This is a genomic window from Bradyrhizobium sp. 27S5, assembly GCF_037217225.1.
In the GTDB taxonomy this organism is placed as follows: Bacteria; Pseudomonadota; Alphaproteobacteria; order Rhizobiales; family Xanthobacteraceae; genus Bradyrhizobium; species Bradyrhizobium septentrionale.
Genome location: NZ_CP147714.1, coordinates 1,809,358 through 1,834,265 on the forward strand (window position 1 = coordinate 1,809,358; position 24,908 = coordinate 1,834,265).

Annotated in this window: 19 protein-coding genes and 1 pseudogene; 15 read left to right on the forward strand and 5 right to left on the reverse strand. The window is 62.1% G+C overall.

Annotated elements, in window-relative coordinates; translation table 11 throughout:
* Positions 1-5: 5 nt before the first annotated feature.
* Entirely contained in the window at positions 6-1,652 is a 1,647-nt protein-coding gene (mdcA, locus tag WDM24_RS08670; protein ID WP_338830863.1) for a malonate decarboxylase subunit alpha, read from the reverse strand.
* 193 nt (positions 1,653-1,845) lie between these two features.
* Here mdcA and madL point away from each other — a divergent pair, with 193 nt between their 5' ends.
* From madL to WDM24_RS08685, 3 genes are read left to right on the forward strand one after another with little or no spacing between them, the layout of a single operon-like run.
* The gene (gene madL / locus WDM24_RS08675; protein ID WP_338830864.1) at positions 1,846-2,286 is read left to right on the forward strand and encodes a malonate transporter subunit MadL; all 441 of its coding nucleotides are present in this window, start codon (positions 1,846-1,848) and stop codon (positions 2,284-2,286) included.
* Positions 2,283-3,044, forward strand: coding sequence for a malonate transporter subunit MadM (gene madM, locus WDM24_RS08680; protein ID WP_338830865.1), 762 nt, complete (start codon positions 2,283-2,285; stop codon positions 3,042-3,044). Before madL ends, madM begins: the two co-directional genes overlap by 4 nt.
* A gap of 6 nt (positions 3,045-3,050) precedes the next feature.
* Positions 3,051-3,767, forward strand: coding sequence for a GntR family transcriptional regulator (locus WDM24_RS08685; protein WP_338830866.1), 717 nt, complete (start codon positions 3,051-3,053; stop codon positions 3,765-3,767).
* A gap of 65 nt (positions 3,768-3,832) precedes the next feature.
* On the opposite strand, the gene WDM24_RS08690 is transcribed toward WDM24_RS08685, so the two are convergent.
* Entirely contained in the window at positions 3,833-4,255 is a 423-nt protein-coding gene (locus WDM24_RS08690; protein WP_166303116.1) for an SseB family protein, read from the reverse strand.
* 95 nt (positions 4,256-4,350) lie between these two features.
* Complete coding sequence (locus tag WDM24_RS08695) at positions 4,351-6,228, reverse strand: sigma-54-dependent Fis family transcriptional regulator (RefSeq protein WP_338830868.1); 1,878 nt, start codon at positions 6,226-6,228, stop codon at positions 4,351-4,353.
* Positions 6,229-6,566: 338 nt separating this feature from the next.
* On the opposite strand from WDM24_RS08695, the gene WDM24_RS08700 reads away from it, so the two are divergent.
* From WDM24_RS08700 to WDM24_RS08745, 10 genes are all read left to right on the forward strand, one after another.
* Positions 6,567-7,610, forward strand: coding sequence for an NAD(P)-dependent alcohol dehydrogenase (locus WDM24_RS08700; RefSeq protein WP_338830870.1), 1,044 nt, complete (start codon positions 6,567-6,569; stop codon positions 7,608-7,610).
* Positions 7,611-7,667: 57 nt separating this feature from the next.
* On the forward strand, positions 7,668-8,039 hold the full coding sequence (locus tag WDM24_RS08705) for a hypothetical protein (RefSeq protein WP_338830871.1): 372 nt from the start codon (positions 7,668-7,670) through the stop codon (positions 8,037-8,039).
* 68 nt (positions 8,040-8,107) lie between these two features.
* Entirely contained in the window at positions 8,108-8,275 is a 168-nt protein-coding gene (locus WDM24_RS08710; RefSeq protein ID WP_338830872.1) for a hypothetical protein, read from the forward strand.
* Positions 8,276-8,458: 183 nt separating this feature from the next.
* Positions 8,459-10,129, forward strand: coding sequence for an aromatic/alkene/methane monooxygenase hydroxylase/oxygenase subunit alpha (locus WDM24_RS08715; RefSeq protein ID WP_166214176.1), 1,671 nt, complete (start codon positions 8,459-8,461; stop codon positions 10,127-10,129).
* 98 nt (positions 10,130-10,227) lie between these two features.
* Positions 10,228-11,271, forward strand: coding sequence for a 2Fe-2S iron-sulfur cluster-binding protein (locus WDM24_RS08720; RefSeq protein ID WP_414645701.1), 1,044 nt, complete (start codon positions 10,228-10,230; stop codon positions 11,269-11,271).
* 49 nt (positions 11,272-11,320) lie between these two features.
* Positions 11,321-12,424, forward strand: coding sequence for an aromatic/alkene monooxygenase hydroxylase subunit beta (locus WDM24_RS08725; RefSeq protein WP_338830873.1), 1,104 nt, complete (start codon positions 11,321-11,323; stop codon positions 12,422-12,424).
* Positions 12,425-12,469: 45 nt separating this feature from the next.
* Positions 12,470-12,826 (forward strand): MmoB/DmpM family protein, encoded by a 357-nt coding sequence (locus tag WDM24_RS08730; RefSeq protein WP_029085595.1) that lies wholly within the window; start codon positions 12,470-12,472, stop codon positions 12,824-12,826.
* Positions 12,827-12,938: 112 nt separating this feature from the next.
* The gene (locus WDM24_RS08735; protein WP_338696803.1) at positions 12,939-13,982 is read left to right on the forward strand and encodes an amidohydrolase family protein; all 1,044 of its coding nucleotides are present in this window, start codon (positions 12,939-12,941) and stop codon (positions 13,980-13,982) included.
* A 95-nt stretch (positions 13,983-14,077) separates the two neighbouring features.
* Positions 14,078-14,776 (forward strand): iron-sulfur cluster assembly protein, encoded by a 699-nt coding sequence (locus WDM24_RS08740; RefSeq protein WP_338830874.1) that lies wholly within the window; start codon positions 14,078-14,080, stop codon positions 14,774-14,776.
* A gap of 77 nt (positions 14,777-14,853) precedes the next feature.
* Positions 14,854-16,482: a molecular chaperone GroEL gene (locus WDM24_RS08745; protein ID WP_338830875.1), complete on the forward strand. Its 1,629-nt coding sequence runs from the start codon at positions 14,854-14,856 to the stop codon at positions 16,480-16,482.
* 96 nt (positions 16,483-16,578) lie between these two features.
* Here WDM24_RS08745 and WDM24_RS08750 read toward each other — a convergent pair whose 3' ends face one another.
* Positions 16,579-18,504 (reverse strand): sigma-54-dependent Fis family transcriptional regulator, encoded by a 1,926-nt coding sequence (locus WDM24_RS08750; RefSeq protein ID WP_338830876.1) that lies wholly within the window; start codon positions 18,502-18,504, stop codon positions 16,579-16,581.
* Between the two features lie 512 nt (positions 18,505-19,016).
* Complete coding sequence (gene lipA / locus WDM24_RS08755) at positions 19,017-19,985, reverse strand: lipoyl synthase (RefSeq protein WP_338830878.1); 969 nt, start codon at positions 19,983-19,985, stop codon at positions 19,017-19,019.
* Positions 19,986-20,621: 636 nt separating this feature from the next.
* Here lipA and aceE point away from each other — a divergent pair.
* A pseudogene (gene aceE, locus WDM24_RS08760) lies at positions 20,622-23,302 on the forward strand (pyruvate dehydrogenase (acetyl-transferring), homodimeric type).
* 24 nt (positions 23,303-23,326) lie between these two features.
* On the forward strand, positions 23,327-24,892 hold the full coding sequence (locus WDM24_RS08765) for a dihydrolipoyllysine-residue acetyltransferase (protein ID WP_338830879.1): 1,566 nt from the start codon (positions 23,327-23,329) through the stop codon (positions 24,890-24,892).
* The last annotated feature ends 16 nt before the right edge of the window (positions 24,893-24,908 follow it).

Sequence of the window (24,908 nt, forward strand, 5' to 3'; positions counted from 1 at the left end):
ACTCCTCACCAGTTCCGGAAGCGGCTGGGCGGACGGTAGAGGCCGCCGGAAGCCAGCATGAGATCCTTGATCGAGCGGGCCGCCAGCAGGCGCCGGTCCGCGTCGAGCGGATCGATGCCGAGATCTTCAGGGCGCCGGATCACGCCGCGCTGCCTGAGCTGCTCGACGAGGTTCGCATCACGCGCCCGGCCGATGTCGGTGTAGCCAGCAACGCCGCGGATGGCCTGCTCGCGCTCGTCCTTGTTGCGGCACATCAGGAGGTTGGCGATGCCTTCCTCGGTAACGATGTGCGTCACGTCGTCGGAGTAGACCATCACCGGCGCCAGATCGAGGTCGAGTTTGCGCGCCAGTTCAAGCGCATCCAGTTGCTCGACGAAGAGCGGGACATTGCGGTCACCAAAGGTCTCTCCAATCTGCACCACGAGCTTGCGGCCGCGGCGCAGCGCGGGGGAGGAGTCGGGCGCAGCCTCGGCGCCCGCCTTGAGCCAGGGTTCGCTCGGGTGGCGGCGGCCGCGAGGGTCGGAGCCCATGTTGGGCGCGCCGCCGAAGCCTGCGATGCGGCTGGTCGTCACCGTCGAGCTGTGGCCTTCGAGGTCGATTTGAAGCGTCGATCCGATGAACATGTCGCAGGCATAGAGGCCCGCCGTCTGGCAGAAGGCACGGTTGGAGCGCAGCGATCCGTCGGGCCCGGTGAAGAAGATATCGGAGCGCGCGGCGACGTAATCCTCCATGCCGACTTCCGATCCGAAGCAATGGATCTGCTCGACCCATCCGGCTTCGATCGCCGGAATCATCGTGGGATGCGGATTGAGCGCGAAGTGGGTGCAAACCTTGCCCTTGAGGCCGAGCTTCTCGCCATAGGTCGGCAGCAACAACTCGATCGCGGCGGTATTGAAGCCGATTCCGTGATTGAGCCGGCGCACGCCGTAGGGCGCGTAGATTCCCTTGATGGCCAGCATCGCCGTCAGGATCTGGGTTTCAGTGATGGCTGCCGGGTCGCGGGTGAAGAGCGGCTCGACGTAGAACGGTCGGCCAGCTTCGACCACGAAATGCACGAGGTCGCCGGGGATGTCGACGCGCGGGACCTTGTCGACGATCTCGGTGACCTGCGCCACGACGAGACCGTTCTTATAGCTGGTCGCCTCGACCACCGTCGGTGTGTCTTCGGTGTTCGGCCCCGTATAGAGATTGCCGTCCTTGTCGGCGCTTACCGCCGCGATCAAAGCGACGTTCGGCGTCAGATCGATGAAGTAGCGGGCGAACAGCTCGAGATAGGTATGCACGGCGCCGAGTTCGATCTTGCCCCCGAAAAGCATCCGCGCGATGCGGGCCGACTGCGGGCCTGAATAGGAAAAGTCGAGCCGCCGCGCGATTCCCTTTTCGAAGATGTCGAGGTGCGCGGGCAGGACCACGCCCGACTGCACCATGTGCAGGTCGTGGACATCCTGGGGATCGAGGTTCGCGAGCGCCGAGGCGAGGATGTCGGCCTGCTTCTGATTGTCGCCCTCCAGGCACACCCGGTCGCCTGACCGGATCACCGCCTTCAAAAACGCAGGCAGGCTCGGGATCGGGACAATCTTACCCTTTGCGTGCTGTTGACCGGCCGCCAGGCGTTCTCCGAGGGCGGCCTTTTGCATACCCCAATCGCTCATCTCGGCTCCTTGGCATGCGGGATTGGCTTCGATGGACTTCAATGTATGCGTATTGCATTATATTGTCAATCAATGTATACACAGATTTATAAGCGATCGATATTCGCATACATAGGAGGGAATTTAAGATGCGAATGGATACAAGGCGTCCAAGTCAGGGGCATCGCGCCTCATTCTCTGAGTGGAGGCGCCCGTGACCATTTCCGGCGTTGCACTGCTCGCGATTTGCACCCTGCTCGGAGGCCTGTTGGGCGACCTGCTCGGCGTTGCCCTCGGCGTTAAGGCCAATGTCGGCGGCGTCGGCATTGCGATGATGTTCCTGATCGCGGCCCGGCTCTGGCTGGTGCGGCGCGGCCTGCTCAGCCATGGGCTTAAGACCGGCGTCGAGTTCTGGGGCAGCTTCTACATTCCGATCGTGGTCGCGATGGCGGCGCAGCAGAACGTGGTCGCTGCTGCAAAAGGCGGTCCGATCGTCGTCATTGCGGGGATCGGGGCGGTCGCGGTGTGTTTCGCGATGGTGGCCCTGATCGGTCGGTTCAGCGGTCGTGTCGAGACGATGGACGAGATCGAGGCGCGAGAGGCTGAGGTGCTCGCCGCGCCGGTGCCTCACCTCAAGTCCGGGAGGATCGGATGAACATGATGTCTCACGTTCTCACCGCCAATTCGCTGGTGACCGCGTTCGCCGCTGTCGGAATCCTGATGTGGATATCCGGATCAATCTCGAAATATCTCACCTTCGGGCGCATTCACGGCTCGGCGATCGCGATCATGCTGGGTCTCGTGCTGGCCTTTTTCGGAGGCATTTCCACCGGCGGTGAGAAGGGTGTGGCCGACCTGCCGGCGCTCGCCGGGATCGGCCTGATGGGAGGCGCGATGCTCCGAGACTTTGCCATCGTCGCCACTGCCTTCGAGGTCGATGTCGACCAAGCGCGCAAGGCCGGCGTAATCGGTGCGATTGCACTCGGATTGGGAACCGTCGTTCCGTTCATTCTGGGCGTTATCGTCGCCGCGGCGTTTGGCTACACCGACGCCGAATCATTGACGACGATCGGTGCCGGCGCGGTCACCTATATCGTGGGGCCGGTCACGGGGGCGGCGATCGGCGCACCCTCACCGGTCATTGCGCTCTCGATCGCGACCGGTGTATTCAAGGCAGTGATCGTGATGATCGGTACGCCCTTCGTGGCGAAGATGATCGGCCTCGACAATCCGCGCAGCGCAATGGTGTTCGGCGGCTTGATGGGAACGGTCAGCGGCGTTTCCGGAGGGCTTGCGGCAACCGATCGGCGTCTGGTCCCGTATGGCGCGTTGACTGCGACATTTCATACCGGCTTGGGGTGTCTGGTTGCCCCCTCTGTCCTGTATTTCGCAGTGCGCGCGATCACGGGTTAACTGAAAATGGTGAGTTTCTTGAAAGTCGTAGCCGAAGCGGAAGACGATGGTGGCCTGCTTTCCGACCGCATCCGAAACGCGCTCACAGACGAGATAGCATCCGGCGCGCTCGTCGCCGGGGCGGCGTTGGAAGAACAGCAGCTTGCCGATCGCTTTGGGGCTTCCCGGACTCCGGTGCGGGAGGCTCTCCGGCAGCTCGCCGTCAGCGGGTTGGTGGAGGTCCGTGGGCGTCGTGGGGTCGTCGTTGCACGCATGACACCCGAGCGCATCATGGACATGTTCGAGACTAGCGCCGAGGTGGAGGCGATGTGCGTCAGGCTTGCGACCTTTCGCATGACGCCGCTCGAGCGCAGTCACCTGATCGAGCTCCACGACGGATCGCGTGCGATGGTCGAGGCGAACGACGTTGATGCCTATGATGCCTTCAACCGGCAATTCCACGAATGCATCTACCGGGCGACGCACAACTCGTTCCTTGCGGAGCAAGCGCAAGATGTCCGCGCCCGTCTCAGCGCCTTCCGTCGAACTCAATTGCGCCAGGGCGATCGTATTCGGCGGTCTCGCGAGGAGCATGAGGCCATCATGCAGGCGATCGCGGAGGGCGATGGCGATTCAGCATCGCGCAGGATGCGTGCGCACATGCTGAACGCGGCCGCGGCGCTCAGGCGCTACATCGATGATCGCCTCAGGCCCGTTGATCGGCCTGAGCCCGACAACGTCTGACAAGTCCGGCTGTGAACCGCAGTTGATGCAAACCGGATGGGCGCAATGTCGCACGAGCACCGGGCCTATCGCGCGGACTTCATCGCCATGCCAAAGATCTTGCCACTCATGAGGAGAGCGATTTCGGTGGCCGGCAGCGGCTTCTGACATTCGGACAACGGATTGAGCCAGAAATTAGAGTCAGGCAACATTTCGAACAGATTGCGCGCAGCGGCGCCAAGGCACACCTCAGGCTCCTTTATATAGTCGTAGATACGCTTCTTTGAGGTGAAGGTGGGGTGCCATGTCATGTTCTGGAATTCGACCGTTGCGACCTTGATCTCTTCCTGAAATTTGAGCGAGCGACGGCGTCCGGGTTTCATCGGCGCTTCCGGCGTCAGAATGTAAATCTCCGTCTCGAGCAAGGCGCGATAGAATGCGGGAACGATGCTGGCGTCCCTTGCGGCGGCCTGCATCAGGGCTTCGAGACTGTTTTCCGGTTCGAACATGGCGACACTCCCAATTGAACCCGACGAGGGGCTGGACTTCAGCGCCTCCAGTTACAGCCGGATCGAGTCGTCGCGGCGCCTTCGCCGCGATCGTGCTAGTCCTTGTTGCCGCGCAGGGCGCGATAGATCGTATTGCGCGACACGCCAAGGCGGCGCGCGGTCTTGCTGATGTTGTTGCCGGTTTCGGCGTACGCGGTCAGCACATGCGAGCGCTGAATCTCATGCAGATTGGCCTTGAGCCAACCACCCACCGCCTTGCCGGTCAGGCGCTCGCCGCCGGAATGCGCAAGTACGGACTCGACCGATGTCTCGTCGATCAGATCTCCCGGCTCGGCCAGCGACAATCGGGAAAGCACGTTGCGCAGTTCGCGGATGTTTCCATCCCAATCGAGTTCGGCCAAACGATCGATCGCCCCTTCGGTCAAATCCATCAAGGGATCGATCTTGTGGATCAAATGGCGCGCGATCTCGGCGAAATCGGAACGCTCGCGCAAAGGCGGCAACGTCACCTCCAGCGTGTTGAGGCGAAACAGCAAATCCGATCGGAATCGGCCCTTCGCTATCGAGTCGTCGAGATTGGCGTTGGTGGCAGACACCAGGAGAACGTCGACCTGACGTTTGGTGCCGCCGACCGGCCGGACAGTCCAATCGTCCAGAAAGCGCAGCAGCACGGCCTGCAGCGTCACCGGCATGTCGCCGATCTCGTCGAGGAAGAGCGTTCCGCCGTCCGCTTCCTTGAACAGTCCCGCAGCCCCGCCTTTTTTCGCTCCGGTGAAAGCCCCTTCGGCGTAGCCGAACAACTCCGCCTCGATCAGGCTGTCGGGGAGCGCTGCGCAATTCACCGGCACGAAAGCGCCGGTCCGTCCACTGGCGGCATGAGCATGGCGGGCGAGTTGCTCCTTGCCGGTGCCGGTTTCGCCACGGATCAGGATCGGCATCTTGCGGACCGCAGCGACCCCCACCCGTTGGACACCGGAAGCGATCGCCGGATCGGCGGAGACGAACTGGGTGGGGACGTCCTTGGGCGTCGGCGGCCGAGGCCGCGGGATGGCCTGCATCATCGAGAACTGGCGTGCGTTCTCGATTGTTGCGACGAACTGGCTACCGACCTCGTCCTCGAGGCGCTGGCGTTCCTTGCGCCGGCCTTCATCGACAAAGGCGCTGAATTTCGTACGAAAGACGTCGGCGAAGCGACGACCCGGCGAGGCTGGCAGGCCATGCAGCAGGACGCTTGCGGCCCTGTTGGCTGCAAGGATCCTGCCCTCGTTATCGACGGCCAGCAGGCCCGCGCTCAACGTATGCAGATACTCGCCGCGGTTATGGAAAGCGATCAGGATGTTTCCGCGGTGATGCTCGCGGAACAGACCATTCTCGATCTGGGTTGCGGCCATCGCGACGAGCGCCTGGGTATGCGCCTGCCTCGACATGCAATCCGATGACGCGTCCAGTATTCCGGCGAGTTCGCCATCCGGCGCGAAGATTGGCGCCGCGATGCAAGTAAGATTGTTGTAGCGCGAGAAGAAGTGCTCGCCCCCGTGAACGACGATGGCCCGCTTGAGATAGGCGGCGGTGCCGAGGCCGTTGGTGCCGCAGATGGCTTCGGTCCAGATGGTGCCGGGCCGAATGCTCGCGGCGTTCGAGGCATCACTGAAGCTCGAGTCCGAGATGATGTCGAGCAGCAGGCCGTCGGCATTTGCAAAGGCGATCATGAAATTGGAGCCGGCAATCTGCTGATGCAGTGTGTGCATCTCCGCGAGCGCGAGGCCGCGGATCAGTGAACAGCGCTGCTGCTCCTGACGCAGAACTGCGATGCTCACGAACTCGGGCGATGGAGGGCGCAATGTGTCGAGACCAAGCGAAATGCAGCGCATCCAGCTGTCGTAGATGTCGGCTGACAAAAGCTCTGCCGGCGGCGCACCGCGGTGATCGAGCGTCATCCAAGCATTGTCCATGCGTCGGCTGGCGGTCAGCATCCTAGCTCCTCCCGGAGTCGCTGCTTGGCGAATTCCTCTTGGTCGTAGCCCGGTTCGGGTCGTTCTCGCGCGTGGCGCGGTTCTCGCGATCATAGATCAAACAACTGAAAATCCAAATTTCTGCGCACGCGCTGTTGCAGCCGCCAAACTGTTCCGTCTCGGAACAGTCGCGCGCAAAGTCTGCTCCTAGGCGGATCGGCGCGAGCACTCCCGCGACGGCAAGAACAATAGAAAGATCAGGCCGTTGTGCGCTTGGCACAGCCCTTGCTGAACTATCTAGCGGGATGGCGATCGCGTCAGATCGACAGAATAAAAAATTTTGCCGGGGAGGCTGTTCAATGAAAGCGGCGGTGCTTCATGAGTTCGACGAGAAGCTGACGGCGAAGGAGTTCGTCAAATTCCAGGACGTGACTGACCCGAAGATCTCGCGCCCGATGGACGTGATCGTGCGCATCGGCGGTGCCGGTGTCTGTCGTACCGATCTGCACATCGTTGAAGGCATCTGGCGCAGCAAGGTCGACGTCAAGCTTCCATACATCATGGGCCACGAGAACGCCGGCTGGGTCGAAGCGATCGGCCCGGGTGTCGAAGGGGTCAAGGTCGGCGACAGCGTGATTTGCCATCCGCTGGTGACCAGCGGGCATTGTCTCGCATGCCGGCGCGGCGACGACATGCATGCGCTGGACAGCTCGTTTCCCGGTATCAATGCCAATGGCGGCTATGCGCAGTATCTGCTGACGGGGCAGCGCTCTCTGATCAAGCTGCCGAAGTCGCTCGCACCGAAGGATGTTGCTCCCTACACCGATGCCGGGCTGACGGCTTATCGCGCCGCGAAGAAGGCATCCCGCCATCTGCTGCCCGGCGAGTATGTCGCGGTGATCGGCGCCGGTGGGCTGGGTCATATCGGCATCCAGGTTCTCGCAGCGCTCTGCGCGGCAGAAATCATCGTGGTCGATCGCGCCGAACAGTCGCTCGAGCTCGCCAAGAAGTGCGGTGCGCATCATGTCGTGAAGGCAGACGGCAATGAAGTTGAGGCCGTGCTGGCGCTCACCGGCGGGCGCGGCGCGGAGGCAGTGATCGATTTTGTCGGCGAGGGTAACGCTATCGCCAAGGGCCTGTCGATGACGGCGAACGGCGGCTACTACTACATCGTCGGGTATGGCGGGAAGATCGATATCCCGACCATCGACATGATCACGTCGGAAAAGACCATCGTCGGCAACCTGGTCGGCACATATGCCGAGCTGGTCGAGTTGATGGCACTCGCGGATCGCGGCCTCGTCGAACTCCACACCAGGGAATACAGGCTGAGCGAGGCCAATGACGCGCTTCATGATCTGCATCATGGGCGCATTCACGGCCGTGCGGTCCTGATCCCGTAGGGCATGTACCGCGAGATGCGAAGCATCGGACCAGATCATCGAACGAGAGTGGCGCGAGTGACAAAGGACAGCCGACGCCAGCCGCCGATCACCGTCGAGGAAGCTGCTGAATTGCAGCGCGCCCGCGATCGGATGATCGCTCGGGACAGGCTGATCGACGAGATGGTCGATAACAACGAGATGCAAATCAAGAATGAGCATGCGCGCGGCGGAGCCGAAATCGAACTTGCCTGCGCCGTGCGTGGCGCGGCGCGCGCCGAGCCCGGAAGCGACGCGCATGCCGAACTGGAGCGCGCGATCGCGCGCCTGGAGATGCTCCGGGAGGAGCAACGACGCCTGGTGGCCGAGCGTGAATGGCTCAACACGTCCCTGCGTGAGATCGACAGCGGTCCTTCGTCCGGCGACCACCAACGTTCGGGGCACGCATGATGAGCAGGAACAACGCAACCATGATTGCATCAAAGGAACAGCCACACATGTCGTCTCCGCAACCGGACATGAGCGAGGAAGCCAGGTCGAAAGACGCTTTCTTCATTCGGCTGGCCGAGATCACGGAGGCCATGATCGCCGCGCACGGCAAGGATTTCGCCACCGGCGCACTGGTTCTCTCGGCGAAATTCGTCGCCGAAGGAAAACCTCTCATCAAACGAGCCAGCGGAGGGTGACGAGACCGTCAGCGCCGGGAAGCCGGGCTGACGTGAAACGACGAGTCAGCAGATCGATCAATCCATTTAACGGACTCAAAGTGAGTTTTGCGGCCGAGAATTTCAACAGTGCGAACCAGGGGTTTTGACCTGGGATTAAAAGCGAGAATGCCGGAAGCAACGCAACGTTCAAAGGAGCTGGAAATGACTGCAAGTCTGACACTGAACAAGATAACCGCGCAGAAGGGCATCAGCATCGCTGAAGCGGCCAACCGTGTCGCGGACCTTGGCTGGACGCCAAGCTACGTGCAGGAGGCGATGACCTTCCCGACCGACTACAAGATATCGAAGACACCGCGCGACCCGATGAAGCAGGTCCTGCGGTCGTATTTCCCGATGCAGGAAGAAAAGGACAACCGCGTCTATGGTGCGCTGGACGCGGCGTTGCGCGGCGACATGTTCCGCAACGTCGAGCCGCGATGGGTCGAGTGGATGAAGCTGTTCCTGGCGATCATCCCGTTCCCGGAGATCTCGGCGGCGCGTTCGATGGCGATGGTCGGGCGGCTGGCCCCCGGCGAGGAATTGCGCACCGGCTTCACCATGCAGATGGTCGATGAGTTCCGTCACTCGACGATCCAGATGAACCTCAAGAAGTGGTACATGGAGAACTACATCGACCCGGCGGGGTTCGATATCACGGAAGCCGCGTTCGGCAAGTGCTATGCGACCACGATCGGCCGCCAGTTCGCCGAGGGCTTCCTGACCGGTGACGCAATCACCGCGGCCAACGTCTATCTGACGGTCGTCGCGGAAACCGCCTTCACCAATACGCTGTTCGTGGCGATGCCGTCAGAAGCCGCCCGCAACGGCGACTACGCGCTGCCGACGGTGTTCCTGTCGGTTCAGTCGGACGAATCCCGCCATATCGGCAACGGTCACTCGATGCTGATGGCGATGATCAACGATCCGTCGAACCACCAGTTGCTGGAGCGCGACCTGAAATACGCCTTCTGGCAGAATCACGCGATTGTCGATGCCGCGATCGGGACGTTCATCGAGTACGGCACGACCAACCGCGACAAGAACAAGGAGTCCTATGCCGAGCTCTGGCATCGCTGGATCTACGAAGACTATTACCGGACCTACATGTTGCCGCTCGAGAAGTACGGCATCAAGATCCATCACGATGACGTCGCCGCCGCCTGGGATCGGATCGTCAAGAAGAACTATGTCCACAAGACCGCGCAGTTCTTCACGGTCGGCTGGTCGGTGAACTTCTGGCGCATCGAGGCTCAGACCGAGCGGGACTTCGAGTGGTTCGAGCACAAATATCCGGGCTGGTACGCCGAATTCGGCGACTTCTGGAAGTGGCACGCAAAGCTCAGTGTACCCGGCGAAACCAACATCCTCTTCAACAGCGAAGTGGGCTACTCGTACCCGCATCGGTGCTGGAGCTGCATGGTTCCGTGCCTGATCCGTGAAGACTTCGTCTGCGACGAGGTCGACGGCAAGATCTACACCTATTGCTCGGAAGGCTGCCGTTGGACCCACAAGGTGGCGTTCGCCGCTGAATACGAGGGGCGGGCGACGCCGGCCATGGGCCGCTTCAGCGGTCGCCGTGAATGGGAAGATTGCTATCACGGCTGGGATGTCGCCGATGCGATCAAGGATCTCGGTTTTGTCCGGCCTGACGGCAAGACCATGATCGCGCAACCGCATCTGCGCTTCGACGCCAAGGACATGTGGACGCTCGATCACGTGCGCGGACACACGCTCGGCAGTCCGCTGCGTGGCTTCAGGGCACTTTCGCCCGCCGAACGCGAGGTCGCGACGGCCGAGTATCGCAAGGGCTTCAAGATCAATCCCTGCAACTAAAAATGACGACGGGAGGGGCCGCTCCGCGCGGCCTCTCTTGCCGGGGGTCGGCAATCGCTTCGCCGATCGTTCTGTTCAACTGCCATGACAAGGCCGAGATGATGACGGACGTGCGGATTCACAAGGTTCGTTTCGAGCCAGTGGGTATCGAGATGGAAGTGGAGGAGGGCGAGACCGTCCTTGACGCCGCGTTTCGTCAGGGCATCTCGCTGATGCACGGCTGCAAGGAAGGCCAGTGCGGCAGCTGCAAATCGAAACTCGTCGACGGCGACATCGAGCTGCTGAAGTACTCGACCTTCGCCTTACCGGACTACGAGAGCGAGACCGGACATGTGCTGTTGTGCCGTACACACGTCTACAGCGATATCAGTGTCGAACTGCTCAACTATGACGAAGACCTGCTCAGCCGTTCGATCGCGGTGAAGGCATTTGCCGGGCGTGTGGCTGCGATCCACGCGCTGACGTCGGACATCAGGCTGCTGGAGATCGAGATCGAGCGGCCGATGAAGTTCTGGGCCGGTCAGTATGTCGATCTGACGCTTCAGGATGGCACCATTACCCGCGCCTTTTCGATGGCGAATCCGCCCAGCGAGAGCACCCGTCTCTGCTTCATTATCAAGAAATATCCGAACGGGGCGTTTTCGTCCCAGCTTGACGGGAAATTGGGCGTCGATGACGCCGTGACCGCCAAGGGGCCGTATGGCACCTGCTTCCGGCGTGAAGAGCGCCCGGGTCCGATGCTGCTGATCGGCGGCGGCTCGGGGATGTCGCCGCTGTGGTCGATCCTGGCCGATCACATCGGGAGCGGGGAGCAGAGGCCGGTGCGGTTTTTCTACGGAGCCCGCACGCGCGCCGATCTGTTCTACCTCGAGGAGCTGGCAGCTATCGCGGCGCGGCTCGACGACTTCAAATTCGTGCCGGCGCTGTCGCACGCGGAGGCGGATGACGGCTGGGACGGCGAGACCGGGCTGATCCACGAGGTCGTGCTGCGCCATCTGCGCAAGGAGAAATTCAGCGGCGCCATCGACGCGTACGCGTGCGGGCCGACTCCGATGATCGACGCCGTATTGCCCGTCCTTCAAATGAACGGGGTCGAGCCTGACCACATCTACTTCGACAAGTTTACGCCGGCGGTGCGATGACGGCGTTCAAAAGTTCGTCGCAGAACAGAATGGCAAAAGGGAGTGAGCAATGAGCGCGCAAGGAAGCAGAGCAGCAGCGACCAAGCCGGCAGCAATCGTCAAATCCGGGGCGGCGGGGGCCGCAGTGTTCCCGGGCTCCGACAGCCGCAAGTACAACTACTTCGAACCCAAGGGCCGCAAGGCGACCCACTACGAGGACATGACGGTCGACGTTCAGCCGGATCCGGAGCGTTATCTGCTGCAGGACTGGATCATCTCCTTCCCGGACGGAACGCCGACCTATTCCAAGGATTGGACGGCTGCGAAAAGTTCGAACTGGCACAAGTTCCGCGCCGTCGACCAGGAATGGGAGCGCACGCACTATCAGCGCCAGTCGACGATCTGCGGGATGGTGCAGAACACCATCGAGAATGGCCGGAAATCGGGAGCGCCAACCCGCTTCGATCCCGCCTGGGTGAAGATTTTGCAGAACCATCTGGGCGCCTACAAGCATGCCGAGTTCGGCCTCGGCACGTCCACGATGCAGGCGCAGCGTTATGGCTACACGCAGATGGTCAACAATGCGATCCTGACCAACTCGTCCTACAAGCTTCGCTTCGCGCAGGACATCACTCTCTATCTGAGCGAAATCGGCCTCGACCTTCCAGGCTTCGACATTGCCGCCGGCAAGAAGCACTGGCTGGAAGATCCGATCTGGCAGGGCGTGCGCAAGTCGGTTGAGTCGGTGATGGGTTCAAACGACTATCTGGAGCAATATTTTGCGACCAATGTGGTGTTCGAGCCGCTTCTCGGAGAACTCTTCCGCTCAGGCTTCCTGATGCAGGCGGCATCTGCGCAGAACGACTTCATCACTCCGGCTGTCGTCTCCGCCGCGGAAGCCGACTATGAGCGCAATCTCGCCAACACCGTCGAGCTGTTCCACATCCTCGGTACCGATCCCACCTACGGGGCGCAGAACCTCGCGTTGTTCAACAAATGGTTGGCCAAGCATGCCGATCTCGCGCTCGATGCGGCCAATCATCTGCAGCCGATCTGGTCGCAGCCGCGTGTCAAGGTCGCGGCTTTCGCCGACGCGCTGGCGCACGCGAAGAATCGCATCAGGGGCATCGCTGCCGAGCTTGGCCTGACGGTTCCGGCAAATCTCGCGTCGTAGCCAATACTGCTTCACATCTTCACTCAATTCTTCAGGAGCATCGACATGCTGCACGAGAATGACAACATCTTCAAATCGATGAAGGACATCACGTTCGAGGACACGGTGTCGCATCAATGCGGGGTCACCATGAACGACAGTGTCGAGGCGCGCGCCATTGCCGAGGTCATGAGCCGTCACGACCACATCAAGGTGACGTACATGCCGGCGATGATCCGCATCGATGGCGACGGCAAGATGGAATTCAAGATGGACGAGATTTCGGAAGAGCTCGGCCGGGTCATGACCCCGCATCTCTTCGAGATCTCGACCTCGACGCATTACGGCCGCATGGTGATGACGGATGACAACACCGTCATGCTGTTCGGCGACATGAACGAGATGATGAAATACATCGTCTGACGGCCGCCTGCGAACAAACCCTGGCCGGCGCGACGCCGGCCGGGCTCATTCGACGACATCAATCGCGCCGCCTCATAACAACACGCCATCCAGCGGGATCGGGAGAAACGCCATGTACAGGACAGCCAAGGGTGAAGAGATATTTGTCATCGATGGGCATACGCATTTCTGGGATGGAAGTCCGGCAAACCAGAAGAACATCCACGGCAAGCAGTTCATCGACTGCTTCTACGCCTACCACTCGAACCTGAGCCCGCCCTCGGAGAAATGGGAGAAGGAGAAGTTCGAGAAATACGATGCCAAGACAATGTTCGACGACCTGTTCGTCACCGGCTATGACGACATGGCGATCCTGCAACCGACCTACCTCACCGATTTCTACAAGAGTGGTTTCAACACCACCGAACGAAATTCGGCGATGAAGAAGAGCCATCCGGATCGCTTCATCCTGAATGGCGCGTTCGATCCGCGTGACGGCACCAAGGGCCTGGAAGCTCTTCATGCGCTGTCCGAGAAGCACAAACTCAAGGGCGTCAAGCTCTACACCGCGGAATGGCGCGGCGAATCGAAGGGCTACAAGCTGACCGACAAGGCGTCCTACCAGTATCTTGAGGCCGCGCAAAAGCTCGGCATCAAGAACATCCACGTCCACAAGGGGCCGACGATCATCCCGCTCAACCGGGATGCGTTCGATGTGGCCGACATCGATGACGTCGCGACCTCGTTCCAGGACCTGAATTTCATCGTCGAGCATTGCGGCTTGCCGCGGCTTGACGATTTCTGCTGGATCGCGACCCAGGAGACCAACGTTTATGCCGGTCTCGCGGTGGCGCTGCCCTTCATCCATTCGCGGCCGGGTTATTTCGCCCATGTGATTTCCGAACTGTTGTTCTGGGTTGGACCGGACAAGATCCTTTACGGCAGCGATTACGGCATCTGGACGCCGAAATGGCTGATCGACAAGTTCATGGCATTCGAGATCCCGGCCGACGTCACCAAGGAGACCGGTTCGGTGTTGTCGATGGAGGCCAAGACCAAGATTCTCGGCCTCAACGCCGCCCGCATCTACGGCATCGACGTCGAGGCGCAGAAGAAGAAGATCCGGGCCGGCGGCGGTTATGCCCATTTGCCCGAAGCCGTTCACGCGCCGAGGTGATGGTCATGAAGCGTGGCGTTGAGGGGAGGGAGCGGCCGAGAAGCCGCTCGTCGGATGACAGGCAGTCCCAGATATGGGCCTGCTTGCATGGCGTGATGGATCCGGAACTCGACGAGCCCGTCACCGAGTTGAATTTCGTGACCAGGGCCGACGTCGACTCGAAGGACCATGTCCACATCGAGTTTCGCCTGCCGACCTATTGGTGCGCTGCCAATTTCTCATTCCTGATGGCAGACGACATGCGCCGGGCCGTCAGTGCGTTGGACTGGGTCAAGGGCGTCAGCGTGGTCTTGGGTGAGCACATGTATGCCGACAAGATCAATGCGGGCCTCGCCCAGGGGCGCTCGTTCCAGGAAACGTTTGGCGCCGAGGCCGATGGCAGCCTCGATGACCTGCGTCAGACATTCCTCGTCAAGGCGTTCCAGCGCCGCCAGGTTGCACTGCTCAGCCACCTCGTTGCGCTGGGGCAGTCGCCAGCAGAGATCGTGAGCCTGACGTTGAGGGAGCTGGGTTGCCTGCCGCTCGACGATGCAGGTGAGAGGCTGATTCAGCGCTATCTCGAGCGGCGTGCCGTCGTGGGCCCGGCAAGCGGCGATGGGCCTGCCTTTGTCGATGCGAACGGGGCACGGCTAAGCGCCGACAGCCTTGCCGGATACGTATCGAATCTACGGCGCGTCGGCATCAACGCTGAATTCAACGGCGCGCTGTGCCGTGGCCTGCTCGCTGCTCGGTTCGACCTCGAGACACCGTTCGTACCGAAATCGAGGACGATGCCGGCGTCGCCGGGTACGTAACAGGGCCGTGATGCGGGCGCGCAGCATCGAAAACTCGTTCAGACCAGACGACCTCAAGGCAAAGTCGGGGATTTAGAATGCCGAAGATCATGTTGCACGATGAAGCTGCGCGGGCCGCGCTCGGCCGGGGCGTCGCCAAGCTCGCCAAGGCGGTACGCGGTACGCTGGGTCCGAAGGGCATGAACGCGATCATGGACCGACCGATCGGCACGCCTATCGTGTCGCGCGATGGCGTCAGCATTGCCAGCGAAATCGAACTTGAATGCCCGTTTGAGAATATGGGCGCGCAGGTGTTGCGCGAGGTTTCAGCGCGAACCAACGAGGTGGCGGGGGACGGCACCACCACGGCCACGGTGCTCGCCGATGTTCTTGTGCAGGAAGGCCTGAAATGTCTGGCGGCCGGCGCCAATCCGGTCGAGCTGGTTGAAGGGCTGGAACTGGCGGTTACTGAAACCATCACGGCGTTACGACGGTCGGCGAGACCGCTGCAGGGGCCTGCCGGCCTGCGGGCTGTTGCGAGCATTGCCGCCAACGACACAGCGCTTGGCGACATGGTGGGCGAAGCCTTCGAGCGCGCAGGCAATCACGGAATCGTCGCGGTGGAATTCGGCAACACGGTCGAGACGACGCTGGAAATCGTTGAAGGCATGGCCTTCGATCGCGGCTATCTTTCACACCACATGGTCACCGATGTCGAGAAAATGCAGGTGGTTCTCGACAATCCGTTCATCGTGATGACCGATCTCAAGATCCAGGCCGGGGAGCAACTCGCTGGAGTGATCTCGCTCATCGAGAAGAGCGGGCGACCTTTGCTGATCATCGCCGAGGAAGTGGCGCCATCGGTCATCATGCAATTGCTGGCGCGTCGGGAGAAATCCAATTTCAAGGTCGCCGCGATTCATCCGCCGGAGTTCGGCCATTGGCGCAAGGCGATGCTCGAGGATATTGCGATCACGACCGGAGGGCGCGTCATCTCGGCGGATCTGGGCGGAAGGCTCGAGAAGGCGGAGCTGCACGACCTTGGGTCTGCACGCCAGGTACGCATTTCCGCCTCGAAGACCCTGATCACGGCGGGAGGCGGCGATCAGAAGACCATCGCGGCGCGACGCGAGCAGGTGTTGCGCCAATACGATGCCGCTCCCGAAAATATCGAGCGGGACAAGTTCCAGGAGCGCATCGCGAAACTGTCCGGCGGCACGGCGATGATTCTCGCCGGCGGCGCGACGCCGGTCGAGCAAAAACGCCGGACCCAATTGATCGAGGATGCCATCAACGCGACCCGCGCCGCGCTCGAAGAAGGCATTGTGCCGGGCGGCGGAGTGGCCTTGCTCAGGGTCGCTGCAAGGCTCGACGAATTGATCAATCGTCTGGACGGAGGCGCCAGGCAGGGCGCCGAGCTGCTGCAACGCGCGCTCAGTCGGCCGCTGTTCTACATTGCCGCCAATGCCGGCCTGAACGGGGAGGCGGAGGTTGCGAAAGTTGCCAAGGCCAGGAATGGCCACGGGCTCGACGTGCGCAATGGCGCGGCGGTCGATCTTGTCGAAGCTGGCATCATCGACCCGGTCAAGGTTTGCTACAGCGCGGTTCGCAATGCGGCATCGGTGGCTGGACTGATCCTGACGACGCAGACCTTGATCGCCAAGAAGCCGGATGATTACGATCCGACCGCTGGCCCGGCCCGAGGTGGCGGTGCTGAGCTGCTTTGAACGGAACGGATCATCGGTTCGAAGCGACCGGCGCTCCGTCCATAGCCGGGCACGCTGCGATACTCGCAGCATCCGGTGGTTCGAGGCACTATGGCATCACTCGGGCTTCTTCTGCCCGAGAGCGCGATAGATGGTGTTTCTCGAGACGCCGAGACGGCGCGCGGTTTCGCTGACGTTTCCGGCGGTCTCGGTATAGACCACAAGGATTCGCGCGCGATGGATGTCGTGAAGTGATCCGGACTCAGTTCCGGCGGGGTGAACGATGTTCTCCGCGCTTGCTTCGTTGATGGATCCGTCCGCAGCGGCAAGGCTGAATCGCGCCAGAACGTTGCGGAGCTCGCGGACGTTGCCAGGCCAGGGACGTGCAGCGAGATGCGCAATGTCGGTCGGCGTGATCTCGCAAGCCGGGTCGATCGTATTGAGCAGATGGCGAACGATGGCATCAAAGTCGTTACGATCCCGGAGTCGCGGCAGAGTGACCTCGAGCGTATTGAGACGATAGAGCAGGTCGGATCGGAACCGGCCCTCGGCGATGGCCTTGTCCAACCTGGCGTTGGTAGCGGAGATCAGAAAGACATCGACCTTCGATCTGACGCCGCCGACGGGGCGCACGGTCCAGTCGTCGAGCAGGCGCAGAAGCACCGCCTGCAGCGCGACGGGCATGTCGCCGATTTCGTCAAGGAACAGCGTGCCGCCGTCGGCCTCCCTGACCAGTCCAATCGCGCCGCCGCGCCGCGCCCCGGTGAATGCTCCCTCGGCATAGCCAAACAGCTCGCTCTCGATCAGGCTTTCCGGCAGGGCGGCGCAATTCACGGGGATGAACGCGCCGGTTCGCCCACTTGCCATATGGGCGTGGCGGGCAAGCTGCTCCTTGCCGGTTCCGGTCTCGCCGCGGATTAGGATGGGCATCTTGCGTACTGCCGCGGTCTCGACTTGACGGACGATGGCCCGGACCGCGGGGTCGCGCGCAACGAAGCCGGCAGCCGGGCTCTGAAGAGACAGTGGTTCCGGCTTTGAATCCTTTCGGGCAGATGATGAGCTCGCGGTCTCGCGGCCTTCAGATTCGGATCTCGATTTCTGGACGTCGCGATGCGTGATCAACTGGCGTCGTCGCGCATGCAGCACCACAATGGCGCCGATGCCGGAGCGCTCGTTCTCGACGAAGTTGACGCCCGCATTGGGAAGCAACTCCTTCAACCTGCTCGGCCACTCATCGAACGGAACCGTCTTCAAAAAGCGGGTTGGCGCGTCGTTGCGAATGCCGTGGCGATCATGCTGTAGCGCGTTCAGGGCACGCTCGGTGGCGTGGAGGATCAGGCCACGGCGATCAAGCACGATGCATTCATCGTTCGCCCATTGCGATCTCTTGGCGAGAAAGCGGCAAAGCAACTCCTCATGTTCCTGTCGGACCGATTGGGCGAGGACGCTTTCCACGTGATGGCCGACCGCGACGGCCAAGGCCAGGCTCTGCGGATTGAAGGTGCTTGCAGGACCCGAGATATCGACCACGCCAAGCAGTTCGCCATCGGTCGGGTCATGAACCGGGACGGCAGCGCAGGTCCACCGTTGCACCTCCGAGCAGAAATGCTCGGTACCGTGAATTTGCACGGGTTTCGATTCCGCTATCGCGGCGCCAATCGCGTTGGTGCCGATGTCGGCCTCGCTCCAGCGACCTCCGTGTTCGAGATGGACTGCGCGGCCGGCGTCAATGACCCTGTCGTCACCCTGCGTATCGATGATCAGCCCACTCGGATCGGTGAGGATCATGATCGAGTTTGCATCGCGCAGGAATGTTCTTGAATTCTCGAGCGCGCAGCGGGCGGCATGACGGAGCGACGCGTACTTGGAGCGATGACGAAACAGCTCGGCGTCCGCGACGAGTGGCGCTCGCGCACGGTCGACGGTGACGTGATGGTTCCTGGATCGCTGCCACGACGCTGCTACCGATGATCTCAGGTCGGATGACAACGCTCCGCGCTCGACGAACTTCTCCCACGCCGCCAGCACTTCTCGTTGATCCATCCCGGCTCCTCCGACGTGAAAGATGCCGGACCCGCTCATGACGGGCCCTGCGATCATTCACCTGAATGCGGGGGGTGCCTGCCGCAACTGCCGGTTCGCTCACGCAAAGTCCGACGGTAAGACCCTTCCAGGCCGCCGTGACGGCGCCTGAATCGAATTCCCTACCCGTCGCACCCGCAGTGAAGACGATCGCGCCTTCCGATCAAACAACCCTTCAGCGTCCCACGTCCCCAACGTCCCAGGCTTTTCTCCCCAGCCCGTTGACCAGATCAGCCTATATGTTTTGAATGGTTCTAGCAAAGGTGGCGATCGAGGTTCCGCTGGGCCGCGGCTCGACGTGTTCGAAAGTCCGGGCTTAGGACCCGCTGTAGTGCGGCGCAGCATCCGGGAAAAGGCGGTAGCGCTCCCCCGCTGCCAAAAATGTGCGCAAAGGCGCGCTGGGACCTCGCCGCCGACCAGTTGGCGGGAATCCTCCCATCAAATGCGATGCGCCGTTCGATCGCAGCCAGTGGCTAGCGATGTCTGCGCTCACGCAATTTGCGGAAGTCGTCGCCTGCGTGGTGCGAGGAGCGCGTCAGCGGGGTGGCCGAGACCATCAGGAAGCCCTTGGCATACGCGGTCTTCTCATAGGCTTCGAATTCGTCAGGCGGCACGAAGCTGACGACGGGATGGTGCTTGCGCGTCGGTTGGAGATACTGGCCGATGGTCAGGAAATCGACGTCGGCGGAGCGCAGATCGTCCATCAGTTGCAGCACCTCGCTGCGGTCTTCGCCGAGGCCGACCATGATCCCCGACTTGGTGAAGATCCGTGCGTCGAGTTCCTTCACGCGCTGCAGCAGCCGGACCGAATGGAAATAGCGCGCGCCCGGGCGCACCGTCAGATACTTCGACGGCACCGTCTCCAGATTGTGGTTGAACACGTCAGGGCTCGCCGCAACAACGCTTTCGAGCGCGCAACTCTTGCGCAGAAAATCCGGGGTGAGGATTTCGATCGACGTGCCGGGACTGGTTGCGCGAATGGCGGCAATGGTCGCAGCGAAATGGGCGGCGCCGCCGTCGGCCAGATCGTCGCGATCGACCGAGGTGACGACCACGTGCTCCAGTCCCAACTTGGCCACTGCTTCGGCGACCTTGCTGGGCTCATCGGCGTCGAGCGGACCGGGCAGGCCGGTTCGCACATTGCAGAAGGCGCAGGCGCGCGTGCAGGTGTCGCCCATGATCATGAAGGTCGCGTGCTTCTTCGTCCAGCATTCGCCGATGTTGGGACAACCGGCTTCCTCGCAGACGGTCACGAGCTTGTTCTCGCGCACGATGCGCCGCGTCTCGGCCCATTGGGCCGAGCCGGGCGCCTTCACGCGGATCCATGCCGGCTTGCTCTGCAGCGGTGTGTCGGGGCGGTTGGCTTTTTCGGGATGGCGCGGCCTATCGGCCCGCAGCTTCGTGCGCGGATCGTTGTTGAGGAGATCGAGTATCACTGTCATGCGCCCCAACCTCGTGGTGTGCGAGAGCCGACCATGCCAGCGACCCCGCTCAAACCGTGCGACACGTTCCGAATTGCGCATGCCATCGCGCGGTGAGAACGCCGATGCGCGCTTGATCGCAGACATTCAGTCATCGAGGCGAAGCTCGTCAACTTGAATTTGTCGTTCCGCGCTGCTGTCGGTTGGTGACCGCGTGCGGCCTGTGCGGAGAAGCTCTCGCTCCGTGTGCGCAGGGCGGTTTGACGGCATCGTCCCCGATCTTCGGACGCCTCGACCAGCGCAATCCGAGATTTCGGATGACCGCTCCGCCCGGTTTCCCGGAGCGTCAGACGGATCCGACGCCGATGCAGCGGCGGGTGCGTTGGCCTACAGAGCAAAACCAAGCAAACTGAACGACATCCCCGCGATCGCTCGCGCATTTCGCGGTTTGGCACGAATGCTGCTTGGGTACCTGCCAAAAGGAGCAACAGCTCCAGAATATACAGTGCGAGGGGACGTTCAGATGCCAACCAACACTCAGCTCACCACCTAACGCGACCGGGACATCGCCAGTTTTGCATTGCGCGCTTCCGCATGAATGCGGGCCGCAATGAACGCGGGCGTGCGACTTCGGCTTGGCATGCAATGGAGAAGGCAATGACGATGGCGGACGCTCACGATCAGGATCCGCAGGAAACCCGGGACTGGCTTGATGCCTTGTCGGCGGTCCAGGGGCATCGCGGCAATGAACGCGCCGAGTTCGTCGTCAATGCGATGCTGGAGGCGGCGCGCCGCGGCGGCCTTCAGATCGAGCAGTCGCTGACGACGCCCTATTGCAACACAATCACCAGCAGCCGGCGCTGCCCGGCGACCGCGCGATCGAGCACAAGCTTCGCTCCATCATCCGCTGGAACGCCCTTGCGATCATTCTGCGCGCCAACAAGGAAAGCTCGGAGCTCGGCGGCCATATCGCGAGCTTCCAGTCGGCTGCCACACTCTATGACATCGGCTTTGGCCATTTCTGGCACGCGCCGACCGATGCTCATGGCGGCGACCTGATTTTTGTCCAGGGGCACTGCTCGCCCGGCATCTACGCGCGCGCCTTCCTCGAAGGACGATTGAGCGAGGAGCAGCTGCTCAGCTTCAGGCAGGAGACCAGCGGCAAGGGATTGTCGAGCTATCCGCATCCCTGGTTGATGCCGGACTTCTGGCAGTTCCCGACGGTGTCGATGGGGCTCGGGCCCTTGATGGCGATCTATCAGGCGCGCTTCCTGAAATATCTCGAGAACCGCAAGCTGGCCGATACGTCCAACCGCAAGGTCTGGGCGTTCATGGGCGACGGCGAAACCGACGAGCCGGAATCGCTCGGCGCGATCTCGCTCGCCGGCCGCGAGAACCTCGACAATCTGATCTTCGTCATCAATTGCAACCTTCAGCGGCTCGATGGACCCGTACGCGGCAACGGCAAGATTGTGCAGGAGCTCGAAAGCATCTTTCGCGGTGCGGGCTGGAACGTCATCAAGGTGCTGTGGGGCTCGGGGTGGGACCGCCTGCTGCAAAAGGACAAGAGCGGGCTGCTGCTCAGGCTCATGGAGGAATGCGTCGACGGCGAATACCAGGACTTCAAGAGCAAGAGCGGCGCTTACATTCGCGAACACTTCTTCGGCAAGTATGAGGAAACGAAGCAGCTCGTCGCTGATATGAGCGACGACGATATCTGGCAGCTCGCGCGCGGCGGCCATGATCCCGAGAAGGTCTTTGCCGCTTACACCGCGGCCGTGAACCACAAGGGCCAGCCGACGGTCATTCTGCCGAAGACCGTCAAGGGCTACGGCATGGGCGAATCCGGCGAAGGCCAGATGATCGCCCATCAGGCCAAGAAGATGACGCAGGACGCGCTGCGCGGTTTCCGTGACCGCTTCCAGGTGCCGGTCTCCGACGCCGATTTGGCCAAGGTGCCTTTCCTCCGGCTGCCGGAAGATAGCCCGGAAATGAAGTATTTCCGGGCACAGCGCGAAAAGCTCGGCGGCTACCTGCCGCAACGCCGGCGCAAATCCGCGTCCTTGCAAATTCCCCCGCTCTCGACGTTCCAGCGGCTGCTCGAAAACACCGGAGACCGCGAGATCTCGACCACGATGGCGTTCGTGCAGTTGCTCGGCGCCCTCGTGCGCGACAAGGCGATCGGCAAGCACATCGTGCCGATCGTGCCGGACGAATCCCGCACCTTCGGCATGGAGGGTATGTTCCGGCAACTCGGCATCTATTCGTCTGTCGGTCAGCTCTACAGGCCGCAGGATGCCGATCAGCTGATGTACTATCGCGAGGACAAGAGCGGGCAGGTCTTCCAGGAAGGCATCAACGAAGGCGGCGCGATGTCGAGCTGGATTGTCGCCGCGACGTCCTACTCGACCAACAACGTGCCGATGATCCCGTTCTACATCTACTACTCAATGTTTGGCTTGCAGCGGGTCGGCGACCTCGCCTGGCTCGCAGGCGACATGCGCGCCCGGGGCTTCCTGCTCGGCGGCACGGCCGGCCGTACCACGCTGAACGGCGAAGGCCTGCAGCATGAGGACGGCCACAGCCACGTGCTCGCCGCCACCATCCCGAACTGCATCTCCTACGATCCGACCTTCGCCTATGAAGTCGTGACCATCGTCCGCGAAGGCATGCGTCGCATGTATGAGGCGCAGGAGGACGTCTACTACTACATCACCCTGATGAACGAGAATTATCAGCACCCGGCGCTGGCTGACGCAGGCACGGGCGCCGAGGAGGGAATTCTCAAAGGCCTCTACCTCCTGAAGAACGGCGGCGAAACCGCGAAAAAGGGACTGCGCGTCCAGCTCGTCGGCTCGGGCACGATCCTGCGCGAGGTGATCGCGGCGGCCGATCTGCTCAAGGCGGACTTCGGTGTGACCGCGGACGTCTGGAGTGCAACCAGCTTCAACGAACTGCGTCGTGACGGTATGGCGGCGGAACGCTGGAACCTGCTGCATCCGACCGAGCCGCGCCGCAAGAGCTGGGTGGAAGCGCAGCTCGAAGGGCATCCGGGGCCGGTCGTGGCTTCGACCGACTACATGCGCAACTACCCCGACCAGATCCGGGAATATGTGCAGGCGGCCGGCCGCCGCTACGTCGTGCTCGGCACCGACGGGTTCGGCCGCAGCGACTATCGCGTCAAGCTCCGGAAATTCTTCGAGGTCGACCGCCACTATGTCGCCGTCGCGGCACTCAAGGCGCTCGCCGATGAGGGAACGATCAAGCCCGCAATCGTCGCCGAGGCCATCGCCAAATACCAGATCGATGCCGGGCGCGCCGCGCCGTGGACCGTGTGAGGCAGGGGAGCCGAGGGCAGAGCGATGAGTGGTCTGATCGACATCAAGGTTCCCGATATTGGTGACTTCAAGGACGTCCCGGTTATCGAGGTCTTCGTCAAGCCGGGCGACAAGGTGAAGGCCGAGGATCCGCTGGTCGCGCTGGAGTCCGACAAGGCGACCATGGAGGTGCCGTCGCCGCGCGATGGCGTGGTGAAGTCAGTGGTCGTCAAGGTTGGCGACAAGGTAAGCGAAGGCGTGGTGATCGTTAAGTTCGAAGGTGCGGGCGCCGAGCAGGCCGAAACGCGCCCCGTCGTCAGCGCGCCGCCTTCGCCCGTCAGCGCCCCGGCGGGTATCGCCGAGGTCCGTGTCCCCGACATCGGCGACTTCAAGGACGTTCCGGTCATCGAGATCTTCGTCAAGCCCGGCGACAGCGTCAAAGCCGAGGATCCGCTGATCGCGCTCGAGTCGGACAAGGCGACAATGGAAGTGCCGGCGCCGCTCTCGGGCACCGTGCGCGAGATCAGGGTGAAGACCGGTGACAAGGTCAGCGAAGGCGCGATCATTCTCGTGCTCGCGACCAGCGATGCATCCGCCGCGGCCAGCCCTGCCGCGGCTGCGCCGGCACCGGCAGCATCGGCACCCGCCGCTGCCGTGGCGCAGGCCGGCGGGGTCGACGAGAAGGCCTTTGCGCTTGCCTATGCCGGCCCCGCGGTCCGTAAGCTGGCGCGCGAGATGGGTGTCGATCTCGGCAAGGTAAAGGGCTCGGGCAATCATGGCCGCATCCTGCGCGAGGATGTCGAGACCTTTGCCAAGGGCGGAGCATCAGCCGCCAAGCCGCAGGCTGCGGCGGCAAGCGGAGGCGGCGTCGGTGGCATCGACCTGCTGCCCTGGCCCAAGGTCGATTTCGCGAAATTCGGGCCGGTCGAGCGCAAGGAGCTCGGCCGCATCAAGAAGATTTCGGCCGCTAATTTGCACCGCAACTGGGTCGTCATTCCGCACGTCACGACCCATGACGAGGCCGATATCACCGATCTCGAGCAATTCCGGGTGAAGATGAACAAGGAGCTGGAGAAGAGCGGCGTCAAGCTCTCGCTGCTGCCCTTCATGGTGAAGGCGGCGGTCGCGACGCTGCAGAAATTCCCGGAGTTCAATGCCAGTCTCGACGGCGACACGCTGGTCTACAAGAACTACTGGCACATCGGGTTCGCCGCGGACACGCCCAACGGCCTGATGGTGCCGGTGATCCGCGATGCCGACAAGAAATCGGTGCCGGAGATCGCCAACGAGATGAACGCGCTCGCCAAGCTGGCGCGCGAGGGCAAGATCAAGCCGGACCAGATGCAGGGCGGCACCTTCTCGATCTCGTCGCTGGGCGGCATCGGCGGCATCTACTTCACGCCGATCATCAACGCGCCGGAAGTCGCGATCATGGGCGTCTGCAAGGGATACTGGAAGCAGCATTCGCCTGACGGCAAGACCTGGACCTCGCGCCTCACTCTGCCGCTGTCGCTGTCCTGGGATCACCGCGTCATCGACGGTGCGGCCGCCGCACGCTTCAACGTCTACTTCGCCAATGTGCTCGCCGATCTGCGGCGCGTGTTGTTCTGAGATCGGGGGAGAGCAG

Excerpts from the sequence above, each read along its gene's own strand:
- mdcA (WP_338830863.1), bottom strand. The coding sequence starts at position 1,652 with ATGAGCGATTGGGGTATGCAAAAGGCCGCCCTCGGAGAACGCCTGGCG.
- madM (WP_338830865.1), top strand. The coding sequence starts at position 2,283 with ATGAACATGATGTCTCACGTTCTCACCGCCAATTCGCTGGTGACCGCG.
- WDM24_RS08685 (WP_338830866.1), top strand. The coding sequence starts at position 3,051 with ATGGTGAGTTTCTTGAAAGTCGTAGCCGAAGCGGAAGACGATGGTGGC.
- WDM24_RS08690 (WP_166303116.1), bottom strand. The coding sequence starts at position 4,255 with ATGTTCGAACCGGAAAACAGTCTCGAAGCCCTGATGCAGGCCGCCGCA.
- WDM24_RS08695 (WP_338830868.1), bottom strand. The coding sequence starts at position 6,228 with ATGCTGACCGCCAGCCGACGCATGGACAATGCTTGGATGACGCTCGAT.
- WDM24_RS08700 (WP_338830870.1), top strand. The coding sequence starts at position 6,567 with ATGAAAGCGGCGGTGCTTCATGAGTTCGACGAGAAGCTGACGGCGAAG.
- WDM24_RS08710 (WP_338830872.1), top strand. The coding sequence starts at position 8,108 with ATGAGCGAGGAAGCCAGGTCGAAAGACGCTTTCTTCATTCGGCTGGCC.
- WDM24_RS08715 (WP_166214176.1), top strand. The coding sequence starts at position 8,459 with ATGACTGCAAGTCTGACACTGAACAAGATAACCGCGCAGAAGGGCATC.
- WDM24_RS08720 (WP_414645701.1), top strand. The coding sequence starts at position 10,228 with ATGATGACGGACGTGCGGATTCACAAGGTTCGTTTCGAGCCAGTGGGT.
- WDM24_RS08725 (WP_338830873.1), top strand. The coding sequence starts at position 11,321 with ATGAGCGCGCAAGGAAGCAGAGCAGCAGCGACCAAGCCGGCAGCAATC.
- WDM24_RS08730 (WP_029085595.1), top strand. The coding sequence starts at position 12,470 with ATGCTGCACGAGAATGACAACATCTTCAAATCGATGAAGGACATCACG.
- WDM24_RS08735 (WP_338696803.1), top strand. The coding sequence starts at position 12,939 with ATGTACAGGACAGCCAAGGGTGAAGAGATATTTGTCATCGATGGGCAT.
- WDM24_RS08740 (WP_338830874.1), top strand. The coding sequence starts at position 14,078 with ATGGATCCGGAACTCGACGAGCCCGTCACCGAGTTGAATTTCGTGACC.
- WDM24_RS08745 (WP_338830875.1), top strand. The coding sequence starts at position 14,854 with ATGCCGAAGATCATGTTGCACGATGAAGCTGCGCGGGCCGCGCTCGGC.
- WDM24_RS08750 (WP_338830876.1), bottom strand. The coding sequence starts at position 18,504 with ATGGATCAACGAGAAGTGCTGGCGGCGTGGGAGAAGTTCGTCGAGCGC.
- lipA (WP_338830878.1), bottom strand. The coding sequence starts at position 19,985 with ATGACAGTGATACTCGATCTCCTCAACAACGATCCGCGCACGAAGCTG.
- WDM24_RS08765 (WP_338830879.1), top strand. The coding sequence starts at position 23,327 with ATGAGTGGTCTGATCGACATCAAGGTTCCCGATATTGGTGACTTCAAG.